A 23159-nucleotide genomic window follows, 5' to 3' on the forward strand; every position below is an offset into this window, starting at 1 on the left:
CCTCACCACATAGGACACGGTCTTAGTGAAAAAGGTCCCGGCGATCGGCACGGACGACGTCCTGCCCGCCGAGGACGAGGGCGCGGTCTTCGCGAACTACGGCCCGTGCTACCAGTCCGGCGCGAACGGCGAGCGACAGCTCGCTCGCCGCTGACCCGCCGACTGTAGGAGGTGCGCGCCGTGACCCTCTTCCTGATCCTCGCCATCGTGGCCATCGCGCTGGGCATCATTGGCGTCGCCGTCGAAAACTTGCAGGTACGGCTGAGGGCCATCAGTCCGCTCCGCAGGAGCGGCCGTCCGGTTCAGGGGAGAGACGTGACCACGCCGGGCAAGCAGTTGAACGTTGATGCGTTGTCGAATGCCGGCGCGGACTCGCTGGCTGAGCCGCCTCGATTCCGGAACCAGATGTCACTCTCACCTTCGAGCTGGAAATCGTAGCGGAGCGCGGCGCGCAGGAGGATCGACACACCGCGCTGTCGGAGGTCCCTCATGTTCGCCGTAAACCTCAGGGGCCCGGGGACCCAGTCATAGAATCGGCGGTCATTTGACATGCCTACCGGATAGACGTCCTCGAGACTGGAGAGGGCGGTCGGCAGCGAGGCCCCTGCCAGCCACTCGCCGGAGCTGAGCATGATGGTCACTTCGACGGACTCCCAGCTCTTCGACCACTTATCGTCCGCGGCCCAGATCGGGTGGTAGAAACCGGTCGATCCAGATACAAAGGCTCTCACTCGAAGAACGGGGCTGACCTCGAAGACCGTCCGTCTCGTGTACTCCATGCGCTCAGGCGGAAGGATGAACGTCATCGCGAGGCCTACCGTGCCATTGAGGAGGGCGTCGCCGGTGTAGCCGATGTGTCCAAAGATCCGAAGGGGATCCTGATCGATGTCGTAGAAGAGGCCCGGGTCACTCGAAAACCCGCTCATCGAGGCCCTCCATAGTTCGCCCACGTGATCGGGCTGCCCCAGGAGCGGTGGGAAGTGAAGGATCGGGTCTTGCGGTACAAAGATCGGTCCGTCGTGCGGCACGATTGACCCGTACGGGCCGTGTCTCACGACCGGGTCGTCCACCGGCTGCCACGCAGTGCCTTTGAGCCTGTCGAACTCAGGCGTGATCCGCTCTCTCTGGGCGCGACCACGCTCCTCCAGATCCGGGATCGCGGACATTAGCGCCTCACGGGTCTCCTTGGCGAGCGACTTCCGGATCTCTGTGAGCGTGTCGTAACCCTTCGGAATTCTGTCCGCCGCAATAGAGGCGTTGAGCGCGTCGATCGTCTCCTTTTCCCTAGCGGTGAGCTGTACCCGGTCGTTGTACGCGGTTTTGATGGCCTGTCTCGCTGAACTCATGAATGTCCCTTCCGGAGCTGATGGCTCAGGGCGAAGCGCTTCAAAGTGAAGATATGAGAAGCCGTATTCATACCGATCATCGTGTGTGGCGATCGAACGGGTTTCCTGATCGGGTGATCTCGGGATGGTCGGCGCATGAGGGCAGGGCCTCTTGGTAGCTCGGAGGTGTTAAGTCCAACCGAGTGCCCAGGAGACCGTGCTGTCACAGTTGCACGGGCTCCTGGCTTTGTCGTTCAACTTGCTAGCCGTGTCGTGCGATTGCCTCGCCCATATGCACGGGAAGGCGGCGGACCAGCCGACTGGCAGCGGGTGTACCCGTCCGACATGACTGACGCGGAATGGGCGGCGGTGCGGTCGCAGCTGCCGGTGCCAGCCTGGAGGGCAAGGGCGGTAAGCCGAGAGCCACTGCCACCGGCCGATGATTCGGCCCCCTTCGCGAGCACGGGCCGGAGCTGTTTGCGGTAGACCGCGTCCGTGGTGGCCGGACTGCTGGGGGCGACCACGGACGCTGACCCGTCAGTGGTCCTGCTTGCGCCTGCCTCCGATTTGGTACGGCCGCATCATCTCGTTGTCCTCGTGCTCGACGATGTGACAGTGCCAGACGAAGCGGCCAGGGTGGTCGAACCGGGCCTTCACCCGGGTGATTTCTCCTGGATAGGCGATCACGGTGTCTTTGAAGCCGCGTTCCCAGCTCTCCGGCGGAATGGGTGACCCGCTGAACGGTTGCCGGTCCACCACCTCGAACGCCACTTCGTGGATGTGGATCGGGTGGGCGTCCACAGTGAAGTTGTGCAGCTCCCATGTTTCGGTCGCGTTCAGCCTTGGGTTCTCCGTGACCGGGTCGGCCCAGGCGAGTGCCACCGGATTGCCGGCCGCGTCGAGCGTCCCGAGCAAGTTCTGGACAGGTGTTCCCGGTGGCACCAGGGGGCTGCTGGAATTCGCCTCGGTGAGAGAGAGCCGACGGGTCACGCTCGCCGAGCCGAGTGGCCTGATCCTGGGCAGCCTGAGCCGGTCCGGCGGGACGCTGGTGTCCTTGCTCGCCAGCGGGCCGACCACGAATTTCATCACCTGCCCGGTGGTGGCCGGGTCTGCCACGGGGAAGGCCACGCCTGGTTCGCCCCGGCCGAAGGGTTCGTCCGCGCCCTCGTTGATGAGGTATAGCTCGGTCCCTTCCGGGATCCCGGTGAAGTCGACGATGACGTCGGCCCGCTCCGCGTTGGCCAACAGCAGCCGCTCCAGCTGCACCGGTGCGGGGAGGAATCCGCCTTCGTTGCCGATCTGCCAGAACGGTACGGCCGACTGGGCCGGCCGGGCGGTCGGGGTGTTCGCGATCTTCAGGATGAGGAACCGGGCATTGCATCCGTTGAGGAAGCGCAGCCTGTAGCGACGCGGTTCGACTTCGAGCTTCGGCCATGTCCGGCCGTTGACCACCATGGTGTTGGCGAAGAATTCGGGGTTCCAGATGGGGGACACGTCTGTGGTGGGAATGTACGGCCCCGCGAACCCGTCGAAGAATTCCCGGCTCGTGGGGTAGAACAGCGAGCCGTCCGAGTTGAACGAGCGGTCCTGGATGGCCAGGGGGATCTCGTGGTATCGGGTGCCCGGCGGATCGCTGAAGGCGGGCGCCGGTCCGGGCAGCTTCCCCTTGGGCAGGTCGGACTCGCCGCCGCGGAGCAGATAGAACCCGGCGGGTCCGGCGTAGACGTTGAGCCGGGTCAAGCCCAGGGTGTGATCGTGGAACCAGAGGGTCGATGCCCGCTGGTCGTTGGCGTACTGGAAGGTCGCGGTACCCGGCTCCCACTTCAGGCCGTGCGCTTCGGCGAACTTCTCCCGGAACTCGTCGTAGAACGAGCCCACGGTGGCGAATTCAGGAGGAATGTTGTTCGCGCGCGGCAGGTACCACGCTTCGGTGTAGCCGTCGCTCTCCTCGGTGGAATGCCCGCCGTGCAGGTGAGTGACGATCGGCACCGGGCCGGTATATGGACCCGGCGTCGATGTGAAGGTCGGCCGGGAATCACGCCCGGCGTCTCCGCCCGGCGGATTCGCCCAGTGCAGGGTGGGGTCGACCGCCAGCAGGTGCGGGAGGAAACGGCCCTGGCTGTCGACGAGATCGTTCACCCAGGTGACCCGGACAGGCCGGTTGGTCTTGGCCTCGATGGTGAACGACGGGTAGTTGAACGTGCTGTTGTCCCCGAGCGAGCCGTATCCCCACAGAGTGGTGGACGGTAGAGTGGGAGGCAGTACCTGCTGGCTGAACTGCCGGACGCCGATGACGTACGTGTCGATGCCGTGCCGCTCCGAGTGGTGGGCCTTCGGCATCACCGGCGGGATCAATAGGTTGGTGACGTACTTCGGAATGGTCGTGGGGTCCAGGGTGGGGACCGGGAACGTGCCGACAGCCCCGGCCCCTGGGGCCGCCCCGGTCCCCTTCGGGAGTGCCACGGCTCCACTGGGTCCTGGAAGAACCAGTGACGCCCCGCCAGCGGCTCCGGCTACGAGCACGTCTCTTCGCGCGATCATTTCTCTCGCCTTCTGCAGCCCGACGGCGCGTATCATTTCCGCACCAGATGTTATGGGTCACGCACAGTGAGTAATGGGACGACGCATGGCGTGTCGGCGGACCGGCGGTACCGGGCGGCGTGCGGGCTGTAGTCGGCGCGGTGACGGCCCGGATCCGCTACCGCGATTTTCGGACCTGGCATAGGGTAATGACGGATTGTGATCGCTGAATGCCGGTGGCATGCGGGATCCGGAGGACGCGGGCGTGACTGCTGAGCGCCGGGCGTTTTGTGAAGGGATCCGGCTGAAAGCCGGTGGGCTGTTCGCGGCGGGTGAGAAGACCGCGGTGATCGCGAATGAATTGCGGGTGAGTGTGCGGTCGGTGGAACGCCAGTGGCGTGCCTGGCGCGAGGGCGGGCTGGGTCACCGCCTACGGCGCACCGGTCGCACCCTGGAGCCGGCCACCACTCCAGCCAGGAACCCGGACCAGATGTCCGTTGGTTCGAAGTCGTATCCCAACCGATCTTGGAGCGAGGGGGTCGAACGGACTTCCCGGTCGGGTGAGCTTTGGGGGCCTGGTGTGTGAAGGCAGGGCCGCTTGGTAGCTCGGGGGTGCGAACCGATCCGAGCACTTCCGGGAGGCCCTGTTGTCGTTGTTGTACTCGCCCGCGCCTGCCCAGTTCAACTCGTCCGCGGTGTAGTGCGATTGTCTCGCGCATGTGTACGGGAACGCGGCTGAGCATCCGGAGCGGGTACGGCGGTATCCCTCGGGTATGACGGACGCGGAGTGGGCGGCCGTGCGCCCGCTGTTGCCAGTCCCGGCCTGGCTGGAGGGCCGGGGCGGGCAGCCCGAGGGCTACTGCCACCGTCAGATGCTGGACGCGATCCGCTACCTCGTCGCGGGCGGGATCTCCTGGCGGTCGATGCCGGTGGACTTCCCCGCCTGGGCCCGGGTCTATGCCTTCTTCCGGCGCTGGCGCGAGAACGAGCTGATCGCCGAGTTCCACGACCGGCTGCGGGAGAACGTTCGAAAGCGGGAAGGCCGCGAGGCGGCAGCGCCGACCAGGTGCTGCTGTCCGAGGCCTCGGACGCCCAACTGGTTGTCGTCGGCCGCCGGGTCCGGGAGTCGGCGGTGGGTACGCGCATCGGTTCGGTGGCCCATGCCGTGCTCCACCACCCGGCCTGCCCCGTTGCCGTCGTCCCGCACCACTGATCGCCGAGTCGACGGCGAAGCCGGGCACGCCATGGTACGGCGTGCCCGGCCCTTCCGTGGGCGGCTTCTACTCCGCGGCCGCCATCGGGTGCCGACCGGGCGGGGGCAGCGCGTGACTGGCGATCACCGGGGCCTGGACGCGCCTCTCCACGCCCAGCTTGACGAAGAGCCGCGAGATGACGTTCTTCACGGTCTTCTCCGCGAGGAACAGCCGCTTGCCGATCTCCCGGTTGGTGAGACCCTCGCTGACCATGAGGAGGATCTCCTGCTCCCGGTCGGTGAAGCCGGGAAGCCTCGGAACCTGTTCCTCCTTCGGCACGTCGCCGCGCATGCGTGCCATCAGCCGCGTCGTGGCGCCGGGATCGAGCATCGACTGTCCGGAGGCCACCGTCCGGACCGCCGTCACCAGGTTGGTTCTGGTGATCCGCTTCAGGACGTAGCCGACGGCCCCGGCCATCGCGGCGTCCAGGAGTGCCTCCTCGTCGTCGAACGACGTGAGCATCAGGCAGGCCAGCTCCGGCATCCGTGAGCGCAGCTCCCGGCACACGCTCACCCCGTCGCCGTCCTGGAGCCGTACGTCCAGGAACGCGACCCGGGGCGCAGGGCGGGGATGCGGATCAGTGCCTGTTCCGCCGTGCCCGCCTCACCGACCACGGTCAGGTCGGGTTCGGCATCCAGGAGGTCGTGTACCCCTTGGCGCACGACCTCGTGGTCGTCGAGCAGGAAGATGCTGATGGGATCGGTCGCGCTACTCGCGCTCGTCGCGTGGGAGTGGGCGCCGCTGCCGGTCATGACGCAACTCCTTCGCCTGGTTCGTCCTGAGCGCACGAACATCGGCATCCTGCCTTCCGTACGGGCCGAACGGACAGGGCCGATCGCCCCTCATCGACCTGCCGCTGCACGCGGCAGGGCCGGTGGGGGCAGAGGAGGAGGGACCTTCGGCCCTGTCCGAGGGCCTGCCGGGCCTTCCCGAGTGCGCTCAGCACCCGATGAACTGCGGGTGCACGGGGAACGGCGCGACTCGACGGAGCCGCACGCAGCGCGGAGGACACCATGACGACCGCCTTGATCGACCTGAGGACCGTGGCACGCGACCACCGCGGCCTGGGGATCGCCTTGGCCGGAGAGCTCGACTTCCATACGGCGGGACGAGTGGAACCACGCCTCGCCGAACTCGCCGGATTCGGCCACCGCAACATGGTCCTGGACTTGTCCGGGATCTCCTTCTGCGACAGCTCGGGCATCGAACTCTTCCTCCGGCTCCACCAGCGCTGCCGTAGCGCGGGCACGCAGCTCCTGCTCTGCGGCGTACCACCCCTGCTGGTCAAGTCCATGCAGGTGCTCGGTGTCGACCGCAGCCTGCCGCTCGCCGTGACGTGATCGAGCGGGCGTCCGAATCTCGCCCCTGGACGGGGACCGTTCGGCCCTGGTTCTCCCGTGGATCGCGGTGAAGGCTGGGACGCGGAAACTGCAAGGGCCCATCGGGGCCGGACGAAGGTAAGCAGCATGGATCACGAAGGCAACGCGCTACGGGCCCGAGAGGTCGGTGACACGACAGCCCGCCGCTACATGCGGGAGCTGGACAGGGCCGAGGCTCTGCGGCTGCTCTCGACGGTGTCCCTGGGGCGCATCGTCTTCACACAGCACGCGCTGCCCGCCGTCCGACCGGTGAACCATCTCGTCGAGAACGAGGCCATCATCGTCCGGATACATGAGGACGGGGCATTGGCATCCCTGGCGGCACCCGCCGACGCTCCCGGCGTGGTGGTCGCTTACGAAGCGGACGTCATCGATTCCGTCACGCACCTCGGTTGGAGCGTTGTCGTCACCGGTTACGCGAGGGTGGTGTCAGATGCCGACGAGACGGACCGGTACGCGCACTTGCTGCGTCCATGGGTGGCGCACCGGATGACCAGCACCCTGCGGATCCGTCCGGGTCTCGTCACCGGGTTCCGGCTGGAGGCGGACCCGACGCGGCCCGTGCCCGCGGCCCGGGGCTGACGCCCTGCCCCGGTCTCAGCCCCCTGTGGGGAGGGGAGCTCGCCAGACGAGCCTTGTACCCCCGTCATCCGGAGTCTCGTGAGTGAAGGAGCCGCCCAGGCTCTGCGCCCGCTCGTCGAGGTTGAGCAGGCCGCTTCTGCGGCCTTGGGCCGGAATGCCCTTCCCGTTGTCCGAGACGGTCAGCACGATCTCGCCCTGGCCGGCCTTGAGGGTCACTCCGACCCGGGTCGCCTGTGCGTGGCGGGCGGCGTTGCTGAGCAGCTCGCCCAGCACAGCCATGACGTGGTCGGCGATCTGCGGTGGTACGTCGGTGTCGAGCAGGCCTTCCATGCTCAGACGCGGCGGGTGACCGAGGGTGGTGGCCGCGTCGCCGACGGCACGGGCGGCGCGCGCCCGCAGACCAGGGCCGCCCTCGCGGTCCTTGGTACGCAGCCCGAAGATCGTCGACCGGATGATCTTGATCGTTTCGTCCAGGTCGTCGACCGCCCGGCCGACCCTTTCGGCGGCCCCGTCGTGCTCGACGAGCCGGGCAGCGCTCTGCAAGGTCATGCCGGTGGCGAAGAGACGCTGGATCGCCAGGTCGTGCAGGTCACGGGCGATTCGGTCGCGCTCCTCCAGCAGTGCTATCTGCTCGGCGTCCCGGCGCCGCTCCGCCAGCTCCAAGGCGAGTGCGGCCTGACCGGCGAAGGCGACGAGCGGCTCCAGCTCGCCCTCGCCGAAAGCCGGTTCTCCCGCCGGGCGCGCAAGCAGCAGGACACCTCTGCTTTCGCCGCCCGCGGTGCCCAAAGGGACGGCCACGGCGGGCCCCAATCCTTCCTGAACCTGGGACTCAGCGGGATAGCGCTCGTCGGCCCAGGCCTGCACCGCTGTGACGGGTTTGCCGGCCACGTGCGCCGCTCCTGCGAGCGTGCCCGCGAAGGGGACGACGAGACCTTGCCGCTCGGCTCCGTCCGCGTCGGCCGCGAACTCCACGACCAGGCCGTCGATACCCGCCACGGGCATGGCGATGTCAGCGAGGCGTGCCGCGGTGATCTCTTGTGCGCGGCGGGCGATGAGCTCCAGCACCGCCGGGCGGGAGCTGCCGGACAGCAGGCTCTCGGTGATCTCCGCATTGGCCCTGAGCCACCGCTGCTGGCGCTGAGAGCCCTCGTAGAGCCGCGCGTTGTCGATCGCGACACCCGCCGCCACCGAGAGGGTGGAGATCACCGTCTCGTCCTCGGTGTCGAAATCGATCCCGCCACGCTTGTCGGTCAGATAGAGATTGCCGAACACCTCCTCGCGGACCCGGATCGGCACACCCAGGAACGTACGCATCGGCGGGTGATGGGCCGGAAAGCCGTAGGAAGAGGAGTGCGCGCCGAGATCTGTCAGGCGCAGCGGTTCCGGGTGGTGGATGACCTCCCCCAGCAGGCCGTGGCCCGCCGGCAGGGGACCGATCTCGGCGATCTCCTCATCCGTGAGCCCCACGGTCAGGAACTGCGAAAGCGTACGGCCGTCCGGGCCGATCACTCCCAGCGCGCCGTACTCGGCGTCGACCAGCAGCGCGGCCGCCTCCACGATCCGCCGCAGTACCTGGGCGAGATCCAGCTCCCGCCCCACCGAAACCACGGCCTCCAGGAGGCTGTGCACCCGGTCCCGCGTACCGCGCACTTCGTCGATGCGCGCTTGGAGCTCGTCCAGCAGCTCGTCCAGCCGCATCCGCGGTACCTGCGTCAACGGATCCCTCACACCCACGTGCTTCCCCTCCGACGGCTCGCTCGGTTCCCCGATCCACGGCCAGCGTATCGACACGCGCAGGCCCGCCGGGCGTCGTTGCGCGCGGATGCCAGCCGAGACTGACGTGACCGAAGCGCCGGACGACGACGGGGAGGAGACACCATGGGCCTGAAGAAGGCGGTCTACGAGGACGCGCTGCTACGGCTCCAGACGGCGTGTTCTCGATGTCTGTGCCGTCGTAGAGGGTTTCGGCAGGCCGGTGTTCAGGATCGGGCCTCGAAGCCGGGCTTCTCCCGGTTGTGACGGCGCAGGTCCGCGGAACCCTTGAAGCGCCTGCAGACGACCAGTTGCAGGCGTGGGTGCTTTCGATGGGGAACTGCCCTTTCACGAAGCCGAGTCGACTCCGGCGGGGCAGGCTCTGACCACCAAGGAGGCCGCACGGTTCGGCCTCGGACGTCCGGCCCGTGACCTGGTCGCCGATTCACGGGACGCGGGGTCGGTCGCGCGGGACGGCTGCTGTACGTGCCGGTCACTGGTGGGCGGCGCGTTCTTGGGCGCCGTTACGCACGCTGCACGGCACCACAGCCAGCCGCCCGCGGCCTTCGCACCTCATGCAGACGCGTGACCGCGGGTTCGCCCCGCTGCGCCGCGGTTGCTTCGCAGGGCCGAAGGGCCCTGCGAAGCGACCGAACGGCTCCCCCGGAGAGTGCCGACCGGCCCGCCGCCAGGGACTGTTGCCGCCGGGAATGAGGGGGCGCGAGTGACAGAGTTCAAGTGCTCCCCGAGGCGCCCCCAGAGGGCGCCCGGCCGGGCGCACATCCCATTGCGGCGCCCGTCGAGCGCACCTTCCGTCTTACCTCCGGGGGACCCCATGACGTTTCACGTCGACTCCGAGACCGGCCGGCTGCGCCAGGTCATCCTGCACCGCCCCGACCGCGAAATGACACGCCTCACACCCACCAACAAGGACGAGCTCCTCTTCGACGACGTGCTGTGGGCCAAGCGCGCCCGCGACGAGCACGATGCGTTCGCCGATGTCCTGCGGGACCGCGGAGTGCGCGTGCACCTCCTCGCCGACCTGCTCACCGAGACGTTGGACGGCATTGAGGCGCGGCAGCTCGTGCTGGACCGGGTCTTCGACGAACGCGAGTTCGGCATCCTCGGCACCGACCGGCTCCGCACGCACTTCGACTCCTTGGAGCCGGCCGCCCTGACCGCCTGCCTCATCGGCGGCGTCACCAAGGCGGAACTGCTCGAGCGCACGGGCCCGATACCGAGCGTACGACTGCACGCCATGGCGCCCGACGACTTCCTCCTCGCGCCGCTGCCCAACCATCTGTTCACCCGCGACACCTCGTGCTGGGTGTACGACGGTGTGAGCGTCAACCCGATGAACAAGCGGGCACGCCGCCGTGAAACCGTTCACTTCGAAGCCCTCTACCAGCACCACCCCCTCTTCGCGAAGGGGGAGTTCCACCGGTGGTCCGACGGGCAGGCGGCCTATCCCGCCACCATCGAGGGCGGCGACGTCCTGGTCATCGGCAACGGCGCGGTGCTCGTCGGCATGAGCGAGCGCACCACGCCTCAGGCCGTGGAGAATCTCGCCCTGCGTATGTTCGCGGCGGGTTCCGCTCAGCGGGTCGTGGCCGTCAGCCTGCCGAAGAGCCGCAGCTTCATGCACCTCGACACGGTCATGACGATGGTCAGCGGTGACACCTTCACCCGATACGCCGGCCTCGGCATGCTGCCTTCCTCCACGATCGAACCGGGGGCAGGCGGGGAGGGGCTGAGGGTCACCGACCACGCCCCCGAGGACATGGACCGGGCCATCGCCGACGCGCTGGGTCTGCCGTCCATCAACGTCCTCACTCCGAGCCAGGACCTGCGGTCCGCCGAGCGGGAGCAGTGGGACGACGGCTGCAACGTGCTGGCCGTGGAGCCCGGTGTGGTCGTCGCCTACGAGCGCAACGTGACCACCAACACCCACCTGCGCAAGAGCGGGATCGAGGTGATCACCGTGCGAGGCAGCGAACTCGGCCGGGGTCGTGGCGGCCCGCGGTGCATGAGCTGTCCCATCGAGCGCGAGGCCGCCTGACCACCCCTACCGCGTCCCCGCCATCCGCCCGCCGCACACACCCCGTACGCATCAAGGAGCCCGCCATGCACGACGACCTGCACCAGCGCCCGTTCGTAAAGGAACTCGACTTCACTCCCGAGGAGTTCCGCCACCTGCTGGAACTCTCCGCCTCCATCAAGACGGCCCGCCGCGAGGGACGCGAGGAGCAGCGGCTGCGCGGCAAGAACATCGCCGTCATCTTCGAGAAGACCTCGACGAGGACCCGATGCGCCTTCGAAGTGGCCGCTCACCAGCAGGGCGCGCACGTGACCTACCTCGATCCGGCCGGCTCCCAGCTCGGGCACAAGGAATCCATCAAGGACACCGCACGCGTCCTCGGCCGTTACTACGACGGGATCGAATACCGGGGCAGCGAGCAGCGCCTGGTGGAGGAGCTGGCTCAGCACGCCGGCGTTCCGGTCTGGAACGGCCTGACGGACCAGTGGCACCCCACCCAGTCGCTCGCCGACGTTCTCACCATGTGGGAGCACACCGACAAGCCGCTGAACCAGGTGTCCTTCGCCTACCTGGGCGACGCCAGGAACAACGTCGGCAATTCCCTGCTGATCGTCGCGGCGATGCTCGGCATGGACGTACGCATGGTCGGCCCGCGATCCCTGCACAACTCCTCCGATGTCGTCGACCACGCGCGGCGGGCGGCGGCCGTCAGCGGTGCGCGCATCACCCTGACCGAGGACGTGACCGAAGGCGTGGCCGGCGTCGACTTCGTCTACACCGACGTATGGCTCTCCATGGGAGAGCCGCCGGAGATGTGGGACGAGCGCATAGCCCTGCTCAAGCGGTACCAGGTGACAGCGAAGACCCTGGAGGCGACGGGCAACCCGGAGGTCAAGTTCATGCACTGCCTTCCGGCCTTCCACAACAGCGACACCACCGTCGGCGCCAAGATCGCTGCGCGGACCGGCATGACCGCACTGGAGGTCACCGAGGAGGTGTTCGAGTCCTCGCACTCCATCGTGTTCGACCAGGCCGAGAACCGGCTCCACACCATCAAGGCCGTCCTCGTCGCCACCCTCGGCGACTGAACGGCATCCCCTCGACCTCCGGAGAACACGTCATGCGTGTAGTCGTCGCATTGGGCGGCAACGCCCTGCTCCGCCGCGAGGAGCGGCCGGACGCCGCTGTGCAGCTCGCCAACATCCGCGCTGCCGTGTCCGCGCTCGCCCCCCTCGCGCACGAGCACGAACTCGTCATCACCCACGGCAACGGACCTCAGGTCGGCGTGCTCGCTCTCCAGAGCGCCGCCGACCGCTCCCTGAGCAGCCCCTACCCCTTCGACGTCCTCGGCGCGGAGACCCAGGGCATGATCGGCTACTGGCTGCTCCAGTCCCTGCAGAACGCCCTGCCCGAACGGCAGGTCTGCGCCCTGCTCAACCAGACCCTCGTCTCCGCTGCCGACCCCGCCTTCACCGACCCGGCCAAATTCGTGGGCCCGGTCTACGACCGGACCGAAGCGGAGCGACTGGCCGCCGAACGCGGCTGGACGGTCAAGCAGGACGGCGCCCACTGGCGACGCGTCGTACCGTCCCCCCGTCCACAACGCGTCGTGGAGACCCGGCTCATCCGGCTGCTGCTCACCTCGGGAGCGGTGGCCGTGTGCGCAGGAGGCGGCGGCGTGCCGGTGATCCGTGACGAACAGGGGCAGCTGACCGGCGTCGAAGCCGTGGTGGACAAGGACCTCACCGCCGCCCTCCTGGCCGAGGCGCTCGACGCCGACGCGCTCCTGCTCCTCACGGACGTTCCCCACGTCTCGCTCGGCTACGGCACCCCCGGCGCCGTGCCCATCGGACGGACCACGCCTGCGGCCCTGAGAGCCCAGCAGTTCCCCGCCGGATCCATGGGACCCAAGGTCGACGCCGTGTGCCGGTTCGTCGAGCTCACCGGCGGAATGGCGGCCATCGGTGCTCTCGAAGACGCCCGAGCCATCCTCGACGGAGCCGCCGGCACCGTCGTCACACCCAGCGGCAGCTACGCGAAGCCCGCCACGACGGAACACAGGACCTGACATGACTCTGCAGAGCGCACCCGCATCCCCGCAGCCGGCCAGAGCTAGAACGGACTCCGGCGCGCCCGACGCCCCACGGCGGCGGCTTCGGTTCCCGTCCGCCTTCACCGTCCTGTTCGTCGTCACCGTCGCAGTCTGGGCCCTGACGTTCGTCATCCCCGCCGGCCGCTACGACAGCAAGGACGGCAGCCCCGTCCCGGGCACCTACCACTCCGTAGAACTGACCACCGGATTCTGGGAGCGGCTCAAAGACCTGTTCCTCGCCCCGGTCAACGGTCTCTACGGCGTCACCGATGCCGGGACCGGCCTCACCGCACCCGGCGGGACCGGCTCCTTCGCGGGCGCGGCCGGCGTGTTCCTCTTCATACTGGCCGTGGGAGCGTTCATCACCGTCACGATGCGCACCGGGGCACTCACGACGGGAGTGGCGCGCCTCGCGCAGCGTCTGCACCACCGCAGGACCCTGCTGCTGGTGGTCCTGCTGACGGTGTTCTCCCTCGGCGGGACCACGTACGGCATGGCCGAGGAAACCCTCGGCTTCTACGGGCTGATGATCCCCCTGATGCTGAGCCTGGGCTACGACCGCATGGTCGCCGCGACGGTCGTCATGGTGGGAGCCGGGGTCGGCACCCTCGCGTCGACCGTCAACCCCTTTGCCACCGGAGTGGCTTCCGACAGCGCCGGCATCGGCACGGGAGACGGCATCGTCCTGCGACTGGTGATGTGGGCCTGCCTGACGGCCCTGGCAGCCGCTTACGTCGTGCGCTATGCCCGCCGCGTCACCGAGGACCCCTCCCGGTCGCTGACACCCCTCACCGAAGACGACCTCCGCATCAAGGCCGAGGGTGGCGAAGCGGCGAAGCTCACGAGTCGCCAGCGCACGGTCCTGTACCTCTTCGCGACCACGTTCCTCTTCATGATCTTCGCCGTCGTCCCCTGGTCCGATCTTCACGTCACCTTCCTGCCCACCCTCGGCTGGTACTTCCCCGAACTCGCCGCCCTGTTCATCGTCGCGGCGGTCGCCGTGGGGCTGGTCGGCGGCCTGGGCGAGAAGGGAACGGTGAACGCCGTCACCGCCGGCGCAGGGGACTTCATCGGAGCGGCGTTGATCGTCATGCTGGCCCGGGGAGTCACGGTGATCATGAACAACGCCAGTGTCACCGACACCATCCTCGACGTCCTGCAGAGCGCGGTGGCCGACACGTCCTCCGGCGTGTTCGCCGTACTGATGTTCGCGGTGAACCTCCCGCTGGCCTTCTTCGTCCCCTCCTCGTCCGGCCACGCGGCGCTCGCCATGCCCATCCTCGCCCCCCTGGCCGACTTCGCCGGAGTGAGCCGAGCCCTGGTGGTGACCGCGTACCAGTCGGCTTCCGGATGGGTGAACCTCGTTACGCCCACCTCAGCCGTCGTCATGGGAGGCCTCGCCCTTGCCAAGATCCGCTACGACCGGTACCTGCGCTTCATGGCACCACTGATGGGTGCTCTGCTAGTGGCCGTCGCCGGATTCCTCGCACTCGGTGCGGCAGTGCGCTGAATCGCTACGGGGCAGGCAAGTGGCCGGCTGGTCGGGACACCGACCAGCCGGCCACCGACGTGTGCCCAGCACGAGGCGGACCTGTGGGCTCCGCCGGACGGCGCCAACAGGGCCCAGGGCGCTCCTCCTCTGAGCCGCGACCGTGAGCTCCGGCAGGGCATGGTGTCCGTGGCCGCTCAAGGACGTGGGGACTCATGCCCGGACTGCCTGCCATCGGAGCAGCTGCACGGGCGTGATTCCCATCCTCGCTGTGGACGGGCGGTGCGACAGCGCCGACGGGCCACTGGTGGGGCGCTCGCCCCACCGGATGGCCGTCTCGCTGCGGCTGCTGATGCGGATGCGCTCGCGGCGTCGGGCGGCCACCCATCGGGGTTGGCAGGCCTGAGAGTTGCGCCGGCGCAGGCGGGCGGGCAAGGCCTGCACGGACGCTTTGGCTGAGGTGGTGGGGACGGGCGGGGAACTGCCGCAACGGTCCTTCCCGGCCGGCCTGTGGACCCGGACCGACCGCCCCACCGCGCCCCTCGCCGCGGTGGCTCCCGTCTTTTCCACCCGGTACGACAAGCAACGCACCGACCACTGCGGTCGCAGCACACCAGGAGCCCTCGTCGCGCAGCTGCGCGACGAGGGCTCCTGGTGTCAAGGGGCGACGGCGTCCGTCGGGGGACCGCAGCCGGGGCGTATCCGTCCTCGGTGAGGCTCGCGACGATCAGAGATGAGGGACGACCGCCACGGGCGTCGTGGCGTGGTGCAGCACTGCGTGGGTGACCGGGCCGATGTGCGCTCCGACCGCCACCCGGCGTATGCGCCGTCCCACGACCATCAGCGAGGCTTCCTTCGACGCTTCCACAAGATGGCCCGCGGGCCGTCCCACCAAGCACTGCTCCTTGACCTCGACCTGGGGGAACTTGCCGCGCCACGACCGCAGTACGTCGGTGAGCGCGCTTGCCTGGCGCAGTCCCAGCGCGACGCCGTGGCCGGGGTCGGCCGCCGCAGGGTCGTACCCTTCGACCACCGGTACGCTCCAGCCGTGCACGACCCGCAGGGTGGCCGCTCGGGCAGCGGCGGCTTCGAATGCGTACGCGAGCAGCTCGTCGCACGGCCTGGAGAGGTCGAGGCCGAGCACCACGTCGAGGCACTGCCCCTTGCGGTCCCCGTGGTCGGCCGTCCCGGGGAGCGGTTCACACTCGGCCCGTTCCCCGGCCCGTACGGCGACGACCGGACGCTCGGCGTGCGCGATGACAGGCAGGGACACCGATCCGGTCAGGAAGCCGGCCAGGCCACCCAGCCCTCGTGAACCCACGACCAGGACTTCCGCCTTCTCTGCGGCGGACAGCAACACCTCCGCGGGGCGGCCGTGCACCTGCTCGACGCTGATCTCCAGGCCGGGGTACGCCGCCCGCAGCCGGTCGGACGAGTCGTGGGTGACCTGCTCGGCGTAGTGCTGTGCGGCGGTCGCCCCCTCACAGGGCGTGGTGTCCAGGCCGGTGAACGGGGCGTGGGCGAAGGCCCGTGACCAGTCCTGCCAGACGTGCAAGAGGTGCAGGGGCAGACGGCGCATCTGTGCCTCGTGGGCGGCCCAGTCCGCGGCGGCCAGCGACTCGGCCGAGCCGTCCACAGCGGCGATAACGGTACGTGACATGATTCCTCCAGGTGAGGGGTCTTCGGGTGGTTTGCGGCACTGGTCCGGAGACCGGCGGCCGGGCGCGCGGCGTCGCCCGGAACGTGTTACCGGGACGGAGTGATCAGCCCGTAGTGGCCGTCGTAGCGGTGGTAGAGGACGCAGCCCCGGCCGGTGGCCGTGTCGTTGAAGAAGACAAAGGGCAGCCCGGTGAGGTGCAACCGTGAAACGGCCTCGGTCACACTGCTCGTCGGCACGGGAACCGTGCTCACGCCGAGCAGACCGTCGACCTCCCGTTCCTGACCCAGAGGTCCCAGCGAAGCCATGCGATGCCGCCCGGTACGGACGTCGCGGTAGACGACGCTGTCGCGCCCGGAGGCCAGGTCCGTGAAGAGCCAGAAGTCGTGGTCCATGGCTTCCAGGTCGATCACGGCGTCCTCAGGCGTCTGGTGGACCAGGCTGAAGGACTTGTGCCGCACGATCCGGCGCTCTTCGGCGGGAACGTGATGCCGGTGCGGACGGTGGTCGTGCCCAGCGCCGTTGCGCGATGTCCGGCTGGGCGTGCCGTTGCGGTGGGGGCCGCCCGCCGCATACCGCCGTGGCCGCGTGAGCCGGGCGGCCAGGCGCTCCTGCAGGAGGTCGACCGCTTCGAACATGCTGTTCGCGGCCACGTGGGCGCGAACCATCCGGCCGTTGACGTCCACCACGGCCTGAGCCGTGGCCGGGCGGTTTGCCGAAGTGTTGACGGCTTGCGTGAGCTTCACCCGCACGGTCAGCACGGGTCCGCGCACGTGGCCGATCACCGCGAGCATCTTTCCCTGGGCGTACACGTCCGCGCCATCGGGCACCTGCCCTCGGTTGCGGACCTGAACGTCGGCTGTCCGGCTGGTCTTGAGACCGCTCATGAGAACTCCTCCTCGATCCCTTCCAGCCTGTCTGCCGGCGGCCGCTCCCGGGCAGAGCCGTCCGGACCCCGCCACGGCGCCACTGGTACCGACACCACCCGAGAAACCGGGACTTCCGGCCGGCCGGGCAAAGCCGTTCGGCCTACAGACCCAGAGACGGGTAAGTCGACGAGCCCCGGCCTGATATCGCGTGACGTGCCGGACCGACAGCACGGCTCGGGTCGGCGGCTCCGGGTCGCCGCGACCGGCCGCGGTGACTGCGGCCGCCAACCGACGGAAGAGCCCGTGGTGTCCCGGTGTCCCGCCCTGTTGTCAGGGATCGCTTTCGCGGCCGGTTGTCAGCCGGTTCACCACACCCACCACACCGTCCACGCGCCACGTGACCCTGATCAACGCCGTTGTATCGAGGGCAGGTTCGGATGATCCCACCATGGTGACCATCCCGTCACGAACGTCGATGCGGAGCCCGTCGATGCGATGGGCGGCTGGCGCCCGGCCGGAGACGGCATCGGCGACGTCCGCGAGGATCTCCTCGTCCGTCCTCAGGAAGACGCGCAGCAGATCACGTCGCGTGGTGATGCCGATCAGACGATCCTCCTCGTCCACCACCGGCAACCGGTCGACGCGGCGACGTTCCATGATGCGCGCGGCGTCGGCGACGCGCTGTTCGGGATGCACGGTTACAGCCGGGCTGGTCATCAGCTCGCCTGCCGCCAGTGCGGGTCCCGCGACGGAGTGGGCGTCGGCCGGTCGCCGTGGTGTGCGTGCCATCCGATGCCGCCCGGAGTCGTGCCGGCCGGGACAGCCCTGTTGCCTGGCAAGGTCTTTCCGTGAGACGACGCCCATGACCTTGTCGTCGTCATCCACCACCGGCAGCCCGCCGATCCGATGGGCGATGAGCATGCGAGCCAGTTCTTCGAAGGGGGTGTCCGGGCGGGCCTGGATCACCTCGCTGGTCATGACTTGGCCCACCGTCCGTTCTTCGACCACGGTGCTCATCTCCACTCGTCTCGCAGGTTTCCGGATACCGCCGATGGCGCCCCGACCTCTGACTGCCCGCCGACCGCTGTGCTCAGCGCGCCGGGGGCCGGGAAGCCCCGGGTTCGTCTGCTCCTCGTGCTTGCCGTTGCTTCCAGAGTGGGGCGGAGGACGGCCGGGGGACAGAACCGATCAGGACCCGCACGCCGGGCCGTTCGGCCCGTGACAGGCCGGGCCGGGCGGGGCCCGCCGGGGAGAGGGCCCAACGGCCCTGGCGTGCAGCCCGTTCGCCCCCTGCCCGCGGCGCGACATGCCCCCCAGGCTGGCACCACTCGCATCGGCACCCAAGGGAAGGGGCGGCGGAGATGACCGTGCGCATCGGAATCAACGGCTTCGGACGCATCGGCCGGAACTACCTGCGCTGCGTCATGGAACGCGCGGAGACGCGCAACGGCACCCCCATCGAGGTGGTGGCCGTCAACGACCTCACCTCCCCGGCTGCGCTGGCCCATCTGCTCACCTACGACTCCACCCACGGCCGACTCCACCGCACCGTTGATCACGACGGCGAATCCATCACGGTGGACGGTCACCGCATCGCGGTCACGTCCCGGCGCGACCCCGCCGACCTCGGGTGGGACGCGCTCGGCGTGGACGTCGTCATCGAGGCCACCGGCCGCTTCCGCACCAAGGAGGAAGCGGGCCGGCACCTGACGGCAGGAGCACGCAAGGTGCTGCTGTCCGTCCCCGGCAAGGACGTCGACGCCACCATCGTCATGGGCGTCAACGAGTCCGCGTACGACCCGCGCGTCGACCACGTGATCTCCAACGCGTCCTGCACCACCAACTGCGTGGCCCCCATGATGAAGGTCCTCAGCGAGCGCTTCGGCATCGTCAAGGGACTGATGACCACCATCCACGGCTACACCAACGACCAGGTCGTGCTCGACGGCCCGCACAAGGACCTGCGCCGCGGCCGCACGGCCGCAGTGAACATCATCCCGACCAGCACCGGCGCCGCCCGCGCCGTCGGCCTGGTGCTCCCGGAACTCACGGGCACCCTGGACGGCATCGCCGTGCGCGTGCCGGTCGAGGACGGCTCGCTGACCGACCTCAGCCTGGTGCTGGCACGGCAGGTGTCCGCACAGGACGTCAACGACGCGTTCCGGGAGGCTGCCGAGGGACCGCTGAAGGGCGTCCTGAGGGTGAGTGATGCCCCTATCGTCTCGCGCGACATCGTCGGCGACCCCGCCTCGTGCATCGTGGACGCCCCGCTGACGCAGGCCAACGGCGACCTGGTCAAGGTCTTCGGCTGGTACGACAACGAGTGGGGCTACACCAACCGTCTCGTCGACCTGACCCAGTACGTCGCCACGCTGCTCGACGCCCGGTGAGCCAGCGGTAGCCCGGGCAGCGGACGCCGTAGAGGCACGGAAGGCCCGGTGGTGGCGCAAGCCTCTGCGCTGCCACGGCGGCCGGAGACCATCGGCCCCCGTCGAGGGACCTTCGGGACCTCAGCCGAGGACGCGTCCCGGGCAAGGCTGTAGGTGACAGGACGGAACGGGTGGCCACCCCGGTGGCCGGCCACGTGTGGCCACAGCGCCACCCACACCCAGGGAGCTTTTCATGACACAGGCGACCAGCGACCCCCGCACCACCACCGACGGCACCCCGTCGGACACGCTCATCGCCGTGAACCTCCTGGTCGACAACGCCTCCAAGGCGCTCGCCGACTTCGAGTCCTTCACGCAGGAGCAGGTCGACCACATCGTCGCCAAGGCGTCGGTGGCCGCCCTGGATCAGCACACCGCCCTGGCCCGCTCGGCGGTGGAGGAGACCGGGCGGGGTGTCTTCGAGGACAAGGCGGCGAAGAACATGTTCGCCTGCGAGCACGTCACCCACAGCATGTCCCGGGCGCGGACGGTCGGCGTCATCGGCCGCGACGACATAGAGGGCATCATCGAGATCGCGGAACCCGTAGGTGTGCTCTGCGCGGTCACGCCCGTCACCAACCCGACGTCCACCACCATCTTCAAGGCGTTGCTGGCGCTGAAGACACGCAACCCCGTCGTATTCGCCTTCCACCCCTCCGCGCAGGCATGCAGCACCGAAGCCGCACGGATCGTGCGGGACGCCGCCGTCGCCGCCGGAGCGCCCGAGCACTGCGTGCAGTGGATCGAGGCTCCCTCCATCGAGGCCACGAGCCTCCTCATGCGACACCCAGGCGTCGCGCTGATCCTGGCGACCGGCGGCAACGCCATGGTCAAGGCCGCCTACTCGGCCGGCAAGCCCGCCGTCGGCGTCGGCGCCGGCAACGTGCCCGCCTACGTGCACCACAGCGCGGACCTGCGCCGGGCGGTCAACGACCTCGTCCTGTCCAAGTCCTTCGACAACGGCATGATCTGCGCGTCCGAGCAGGCGGTCATCCTGGACACCGACGTGTACGACGAGACGCTCGCCGAATTCCGGCGCCTGCACGCGTACGTCGCCACGGCCGAGGAGAAGCGGAAGCTGGAGACCTACCTCTTTCCGCCCGACCCGGCCGGCCGGCAGGGCCGCGTCAACCCGGCAGCCGTCGGACAGAGCCCCGACCGGATCGCCGAGCAGGCCGGGTTCACCGTACCCGCGGACACCTCGCTCATCCTGGCCGAGGCGAGCCACGTCGGGCCCGACGAGCCGCTGACGCGGGAGAAGCTCTGCCCCGTCCTCACCGTGCTGCGGGCAGCGTCCACCGAGGAGGGCTTCGATCTCGCGGCCGACATGGTCGACTTCCACGGGCAAGGACACAGCGCGGTGATCCACACCGGGGACCCGGCCCTCGCCGAGCGCTACGGCCGTCGTATGAAGACCGTACGGATCATCGTCAACTCGCCGTCCTCGCAGGGAGCGATCGGCGGCATCTACAACCGTCTGGTTCCGTCCCTGACCCTGGGCTGCGGTTCCTGGGGCAGTACTTCGGTCTCGGACAACGTCTCGGCCGTCCAGTTGCTCAACATCAAGCGCGTCACCACCCGGCAGAACAACATGCAGTGGTTCAAGGTGCCGCCGAAGATCTACTTCGAGCCCCAGGCCATCCGCTACCTCGCGGCGATGCCCGACGTCCACCGCGTCACCGTGGTCACCGACGCGACCATGACCCGGCTCGGTTACGTGGAGCGCGTCAGCCGTGTTCTGCAACAGCGGCAGCAGCCCGTGACCATCCAGGTCATCGACGACGTCGAGCCGGAGCCGAGCATCGACTCCGTACAGCGTGGCGCCGCCCTCATGCGCGACTTCCGGCCGGACACCATCATCGCCCTGGGTGGCGGATCCCCCATGGACGCGGCGAAGGTGATGTGGCTGCTGTACGAACAGCCGGACGTCGACTTCGCCGACATGCGGCAGAAGTTCTCCGACATCCGTAAGCGGGCCTTCCGCTTCCCCGTGCTCGGCAAGCAGGCCCGTCTCGTCTGCGTCCCCACCACCTCGGGAACAGGCGCCGAGGTCACCCCCTTCGCCGTGATCTCCGACCCGGCGACCGGCAAGAAGTACCCGCTGGCCGACTACGCCCTGACCCCCAGCGTCGCGATCATCGATCCCGTCCTGACCAACGACCTGCCGGCGTCGCTCGCGGCCGACAGCGGCTTCGACGCCCTCACCCATGCCACCGAGGCGTACGTCTCCGTCTATGCCAACGACTTCACCGACGGTCTGGCACTGCACGCCATCAGGCTGGTCTTCGACCACCTCGAGGCGGCGGTCACCGGCGAGGCGGCACGGCGGAGCGTGGCACGGGAGAAGATGCACAACGCGGGCACCATCGCCGGCATGGCCTTCGGCAACGCCTTCCTCGGCATCGTCCACGCGATGTCCCACACCCTGGGCGCCACCTTCCACATCGCCCACGGGCGGACCAATGCAATCCTCCTGCCGCACGTGATCCGCTACAACGGCACCGTTCCCGGCAAGCTGACGGGATGGCCCAAGTACGAGAGCTACCGCGCGCCCGAGAGGTTCCAGGACATTGCCCGTGCCCTGGGGCTCCCCGCTTCCACCCCCGCCGAGGGCGTGGCCTCGTACGCCGCCGCGGTGGAACGTCTGCGGGACGCCGTGGGCATCGAACCGTCCTTCCGTGCCCTGGGACTTGACGAGGCCGCCTTCATCGGCGCGCTGCCGCAGCAGGCACTGAACGCTTATGAGGACCAGTGCGCCCCGGCCAACCCGCGCATGCCGATGCTGGACGACATGGAGGACATCATGCGCGCGGCCTACTATGCCGGGCCGGGGCCCCTTCCCTCCTTCTGACTGCGCGTAGGGCGGCGGCCGCTCTGCGGGCGGGCCGCCGAGACCGTGTGGGACCGGGGTCCAGGGCAGCCATCTGGGGCGCGGCCGCGTATGAGGGCCATCCGGCCCTGGCCGGAGGTCCCGCTCGCACGGCACGATGCAGTGGATCCGCCGGCGGGCGGAAGACTCGGCGAACTCGGAGTGTGCGATGACGGACAGCAGCGGCGGCCTCACCGGGAAGGAACCGGTCAGGGTTTTCCTCCTCGACGATCACGAGGTCGTGCGCCGCGGTGTGCACGATCTGTTGGATGCCGAGCCGGACCTGACCGTGGTAGGGGAGGCTGGCACGGTCGAGCAGGCGCTCGTCCGTGTGCCCGCGCTGCGCCCGCAGGTCGCCGTCCTGGATGTGCGCCTGCCGGACGGGGACGGCGTGAGTGTCTGCCGGGAGCTGCGCTCCCGAATGCCCGACCTCGCCTGCCTGATGCTGACGTCCTTCGACGACGAGGAGGCGCTGCTCGACGCGATCATGGCCGGCGCGTCCGGATACGTGCTCAAGCAGATCACCGGAACCGACCTGGTGAACGCCGTGCGGACGGTCGCCTCCGGCCAGTCCATGCTGGACCCCGGCGCTACGGCGCGGGTGATGGCCCGGCTGCGCGGCGGACCTCCGCAGGAGGAGCTTCCACAGGGTCTGCCCGGCCTGACGGAGCGCGAGCGTGAGATCCTCGCCCTTGTCGGGGAAGGGCTGACCAATCGTGAGATCGGTCAGCGGCTCTACCTGGCGGAGAAGACGGTCAAGAACAACATCTCCCGGCTACTCGCCAAACTGGGCGTCGAACGGCGGGTGCAGGCCGCCGTCATCGCCACGCAGGCTCTGGCGGCTCAGGGAGACCAGAGCGGGCGGCTCGGCAGGGTGTGACGGCTGTGCCGGGATCTGAGCGCAG

At 68.9% G+C, this 23159-nt stretch carries 16 protein-coding genes and 3 pseudogenes; 12 read left to right on the top strand and 7 right to left on the bottom strand.

The genetic code is table 11. The features are described from left to right. Positions 1 to 25: 25 nt before the first annotated feature. Positions 26 to 154 carry a hypothetical protein gene (locus tag K7B10_RS38980; protein WP_372481519.1) on the top strand — a complete coding sequence of 43 codons (129 nt, stop codon included), beginning with the start codon at positions 26 to 28 and terminating at the stop codon, positions 152 to 154. A 148-nt stretch (positions 155 to 302) separates the two neighbouring features. On the opposite strand, the gene K7B10_RS38985 is transcribed toward K7B10_RS38980, so the two are convergent. After that, a complete protein-coding gene (locus K7B10_RS38985; RefSeq protein ID WP_229344340.1) occupies positions 303 to 1346 on the bottom strand; it encodes a hypothetical protein in 1044 nt (347 codons plus the stop codon). Positions 1347 to 1862: 516 nt separating this feature from the next. Then, positions 1863 to 3788, bottom strand: coding sequence for a multicopper oxidase family protein (locus K7B10_RS41435; protein WP_229344342.1), 1926 nt, complete (start codon positions 3786 to 3788; stop codon positions 1863 to 1865). A gap of 830 nt (positions 3789 to 4618) precedes the next feature. On the opposite strand from K7B10_RS41435, the pseudogene K7B10_RS38995 reads away from it, so the two are divergent. Both K7B10_RS38995 and K7B10_RS39000 read left to right on the top strand, forming a co-directional pair. Further along, positions 4619 to 4840: pseudogene (locus K7B10_RS38995) on the top strand (transposase); the annotation flags it as partial. A 56-nt stretch (positions 4841 to 4896) separates the two neighbouring features. Next, a pseudogene (locus K7B10_RS39000) lies at positions 4897 to 5058 on the top strand (universal stress protein); the annotation flags it as partial. A gap of 67 nt (positions 5059 to 5125) precedes the next feature. On the opposite strand, the pseudogene K7B10_RS39005 reads toward K7B10_RS39000, so the two are convergent. Further along, positions 5126 to 5850 (bottom strand): annotated as a pseudogene (locus K7B10_RS39005) (response regulator). A gap of 261 nt (positions 5851 to 6111) precedes the next feature. Here K7B10_RS39005 and K7B10_RS39010 point away from each other — a divergent pair. Then, on the top strand, positions 6112 to 6438 hold the full coding sequence (locus K7B10_RS39010) for an STAS domain-containing protein (RefSeq protein WP_229344345.1): 327 nt from the start codon (positions 6112 to 6114) through the stop codon (positions 6436 to 6438). Positions 6439 to 6564: 126 nt separating this feature from the next. Further along, the gene (locus K7B10_RS39015; protein ID WP_372481520.1) at positions 6565 to 7059 is read left to right on the top strand and encodes a pyridoxamine 5'-phosphate oxidase family protein; all 495 of its coding nucleotides are present in this window, start codon (positions 6565 to 6567) and stop codon (positions 7057 to 7059) included. 15 nt (positions 7060 to 7074) lie between these two features. On the opposite strand, the gene K7B10_RS39020 is transcribed toward K7B10_RS39015, so the two are convergent. After that, the gene (locus K7B10_RS39020) at positions 7075 to 8757 is read right to left on the bottom strand and encodes a sensor histidine kinase (protein ID WP_229345735.1); all 1683 of its coding nucleotides are present in this window, start codon (positions 8755 to 8757) and stop codon (positions 7075 to 7077) included. 889 nt (positions 8758 to 9646) lie between these two features. On the opposite strand from K7B10_RS39020, the gene K7B10_RS39025 reads away from it, so the two are divergent. The 4 genes from K7B10_RS39025 (at position 9647) to K7B10_RS39040 (ending at position 14451) form a co-directional block, all read left to right on the top strand. Beyond that, the gene (locus tag K7B10_RS39025; protein WP_229344348.1) at positions 9647 to 10870 is read left to right on the top strand and encodes an arginine deiminase; all 1224 of its coding nucleotides are present in this window, start codon (positions 9647 to 9649) and stop codon (positions 10868 to 10870) included. A gap of 65 nt (positions 10871 to 10935) precedes the next feature. Beyond that, positions 10936 to 11937, top strand: a complete 1002-nt coding sequence (gene argF, locus K7B10_RS39030) for an ornithine carbamoyltransferase (protein ID WP_229344350.1) — start codon at positions 10936 to 10938, stop codon at positions 11935 to 11937. Between the two features lie 32 nt (positions 11938 to 11969). Beyond that, the gene (gene arcC / locus K7B10_RS39035; protein ID WP_229344352.1) at positions 11970 to 12917 is read left to right on the top strand and encodes a carbamate kinase; all 948 of its coding nucleotides are present in this window, start codon (positions 11970 to 11972) and stop codon (positions 12915 to 12917) included. Position 12918: 1 nt separating this feature from the next. Continuing rightward, positions 12919 to 14451, top strand: a complete 1533-nt coding sequence (locus tag K7B10_RS39040; protein ID WP_229344354.1) for a YfcC family protein — start codon at positions 12919 to 12921, stop codon at positions 14449 to 14451. Between the two features lie 706 nt (positions 14452 to 15157). Here K7B10_RS39040 and K7B10_RS39045 read toward each other — a convergent pair. The 3 genes from K7B10_RS39045 to K7B10_RS39055 form a co-directional block, all read right to left on the bottom strand. Next, positions 15158 to 16090 carry a universal stress protein gene (locus K7B10_RS39045; protein ID WP_229344356.1) on the bottom strand — a complete coding sequence of 311 codons (933 nt, stop codon included), beginning with the start codon at positions 16088 to 16090 and terminating at the stop codon, positions 15158 to 15160. Between the two features lie 86 nt (positions 16091 to 16176). Continuing rightward, a complete protein-coding gene (locus tag K7B10_RS39050) occupies positions 16177 to 16974 on the bottom strand; it encodes a sigma 54 modulation/S30EA ribosomal C-terminal domain-containing protein (protein ID WP_229344359.1) in 798 nt (265 codons plus the stop codon). A 312-nt stretch (positions 16975 to 17286) separates the two neighbouring features. Continuing rightward, on the bottom strand, positions 17287 to 17973 hold the full coding sequence (locus tag K7B10_RS39055) for a CBS domain-containing protein (protein WP_229344361.1): 687 nt from the start codon (positions 17971 to 17973) through the stop codon (positions 17287 to 17289). A 344-nt stretch (positions 17974 to 18317) separates the two neighbouring features. Here K7B10_RS39055 and gap point away from each other — a divergent pair, with 344 nt between their 5' ends. The 3 genes from gap to K7B10_RS39070 all read left to right on the top strand — a co-directional run bounded on the left by gap (position 18318) and on the right by K7B10_RS39070 (position 23134). After that, the gene (gene gap, locus K7B10_RS39060) at positions 18318 to 19346 is read left to right on the top strand and encodes a type I glyceraldehyde-3-phosphate dehydrogenase (protein ID WP_229344364.1); all 1029 of its coding nucleotides are present in this window, start codon (positions 18318 to 18320) and stop codon (positions 19344 to 19346) included. 232 nt (positions 19347 to 19578) lie between these two features. Next, a complete protein-coding gene (adhE, locus tag K7B10_RS39065; protein WP_229344367.1) occupies positions 19579 to 22236 on the top strand; it encodes a bifunctional acetaldehyde-CoA/alcohol dehydrogenase in 2658 nt (885 codons plus the stop codon). A gap of 187 nt (positions 22237 to 22423) precedes the next feature. Continuing rightward, complete coding sequence (locus K7B10_RS39070; RefSeq protein WP_229344369.1) at positions 22424 to 23134, top strand: response regulator; 711 nt, start codon at positions 22424 to 22426, stop codon at positions 23132 to 23134. Positions 23135 to 23159 lie beyond the last annotated feature (25 nt).

This window comes from Streptomyces flavotricini (genome assembly GCF_020639365.1).
Classification (GTDB): domain Bacteria; phylum Actinomycetota; class Actinomycetes; order Streptomycetales; family Streptomycetaceae; genus Streptomyces; species Streptomyces flavotricini.

Coding starts and splice junctions, on each gene's coding strand:
- K7B10_RS39020 (WP_229345735.1), bottom strand. CDS start 8,757: ATGCGGCTGGACGAGCTGCTGGACGAGCTCCAAGCGCGCATCGACGAA.
- K7B10_RS38985 (WP_229344340.1), bottom strand. CDS start 1,346: ATGAGTTCAGCGAGACAGGCCATCAAAACCGCGTACAACGACCGGGTA.
- K7B10_RS39040 (WP_229344354.1), top strand. CDS start 12,919: ATGACTCTGCAGAGCGCACCCGCATCCCCGCAGCCGGCCAGAGCTAGA.
- gap (WP_229344364.1), top strand. CDS start 18,318: ATGACCGTGCGCATCGGAATCAACGGCTTCGGACGCATCGGCCGGAAC.
- K7B10_RS39045 (WP_229344356.1), bottom strand. CDS start 16,090: ATGTCACGTACCGTTATCGCCGCTGTGGACGGCTCGGCCGAGTCGCTG.
- K7B10_RS39015 (WP_372481520.1), top strand. CDS start 6,565: ATGGATCACGAAGGCAACGCGCTACGGGCCCGAGAGGTCGGTGACACG.
- adhE (WP_229344367.1), top strand. CDS start 19,579: ATGACACAGGCGACCAGCGACCCCCGCACCACCACCGACGGCACCCCG.
- K7B10_RS39070 (WP_229344369.1), top strand. CDS start 22,424: ATGACGGACAGCAGCGGCGGCCTCACCGGGAAGGAACCGGTCAGGGTT.
- K7B10_RS39055 (WP_229344361.1), bottom strand. CDS start 17,973: ATGAGCACCGTGGTCGAAGAACGGACGGTGGGCCAAGTCATGACCAGC.
- K7B10_RS39025 (WP_229344348.1), top strand. CDS start 9,647: ATGACGTTTCACGTCGACTCCGAGACCGGCCGGCTGCGCCAGGTCATC.
- K7B10_RS39010 (WP_229344345.1), top strand. CDS start 6,112: ATGACGACCGCCTTGATCGACCTGAGGACCGTGGCACGCGACCACCGC.
- argF (WP_229344350.1), top strand. CDS start 10,936: ATGCACGACGACCTGCACCAGCGCCCGTTCGTAAAGGAACTCGACTTC.
- arcC (WP_229344352.1), top strand. CDS start 11,970: ATGCGTGTAGTCGTCGCATTGGGCGGCAACGCCCTGCTCCGCCGCGAG.
- K7B10_RS39050 (WP_229344359.1), bottom strand. CDS start 16,974: ATGAGCGGTCTCAAGACCAGCCGGACAGCCGACGTTCAGGTCCGCAAC.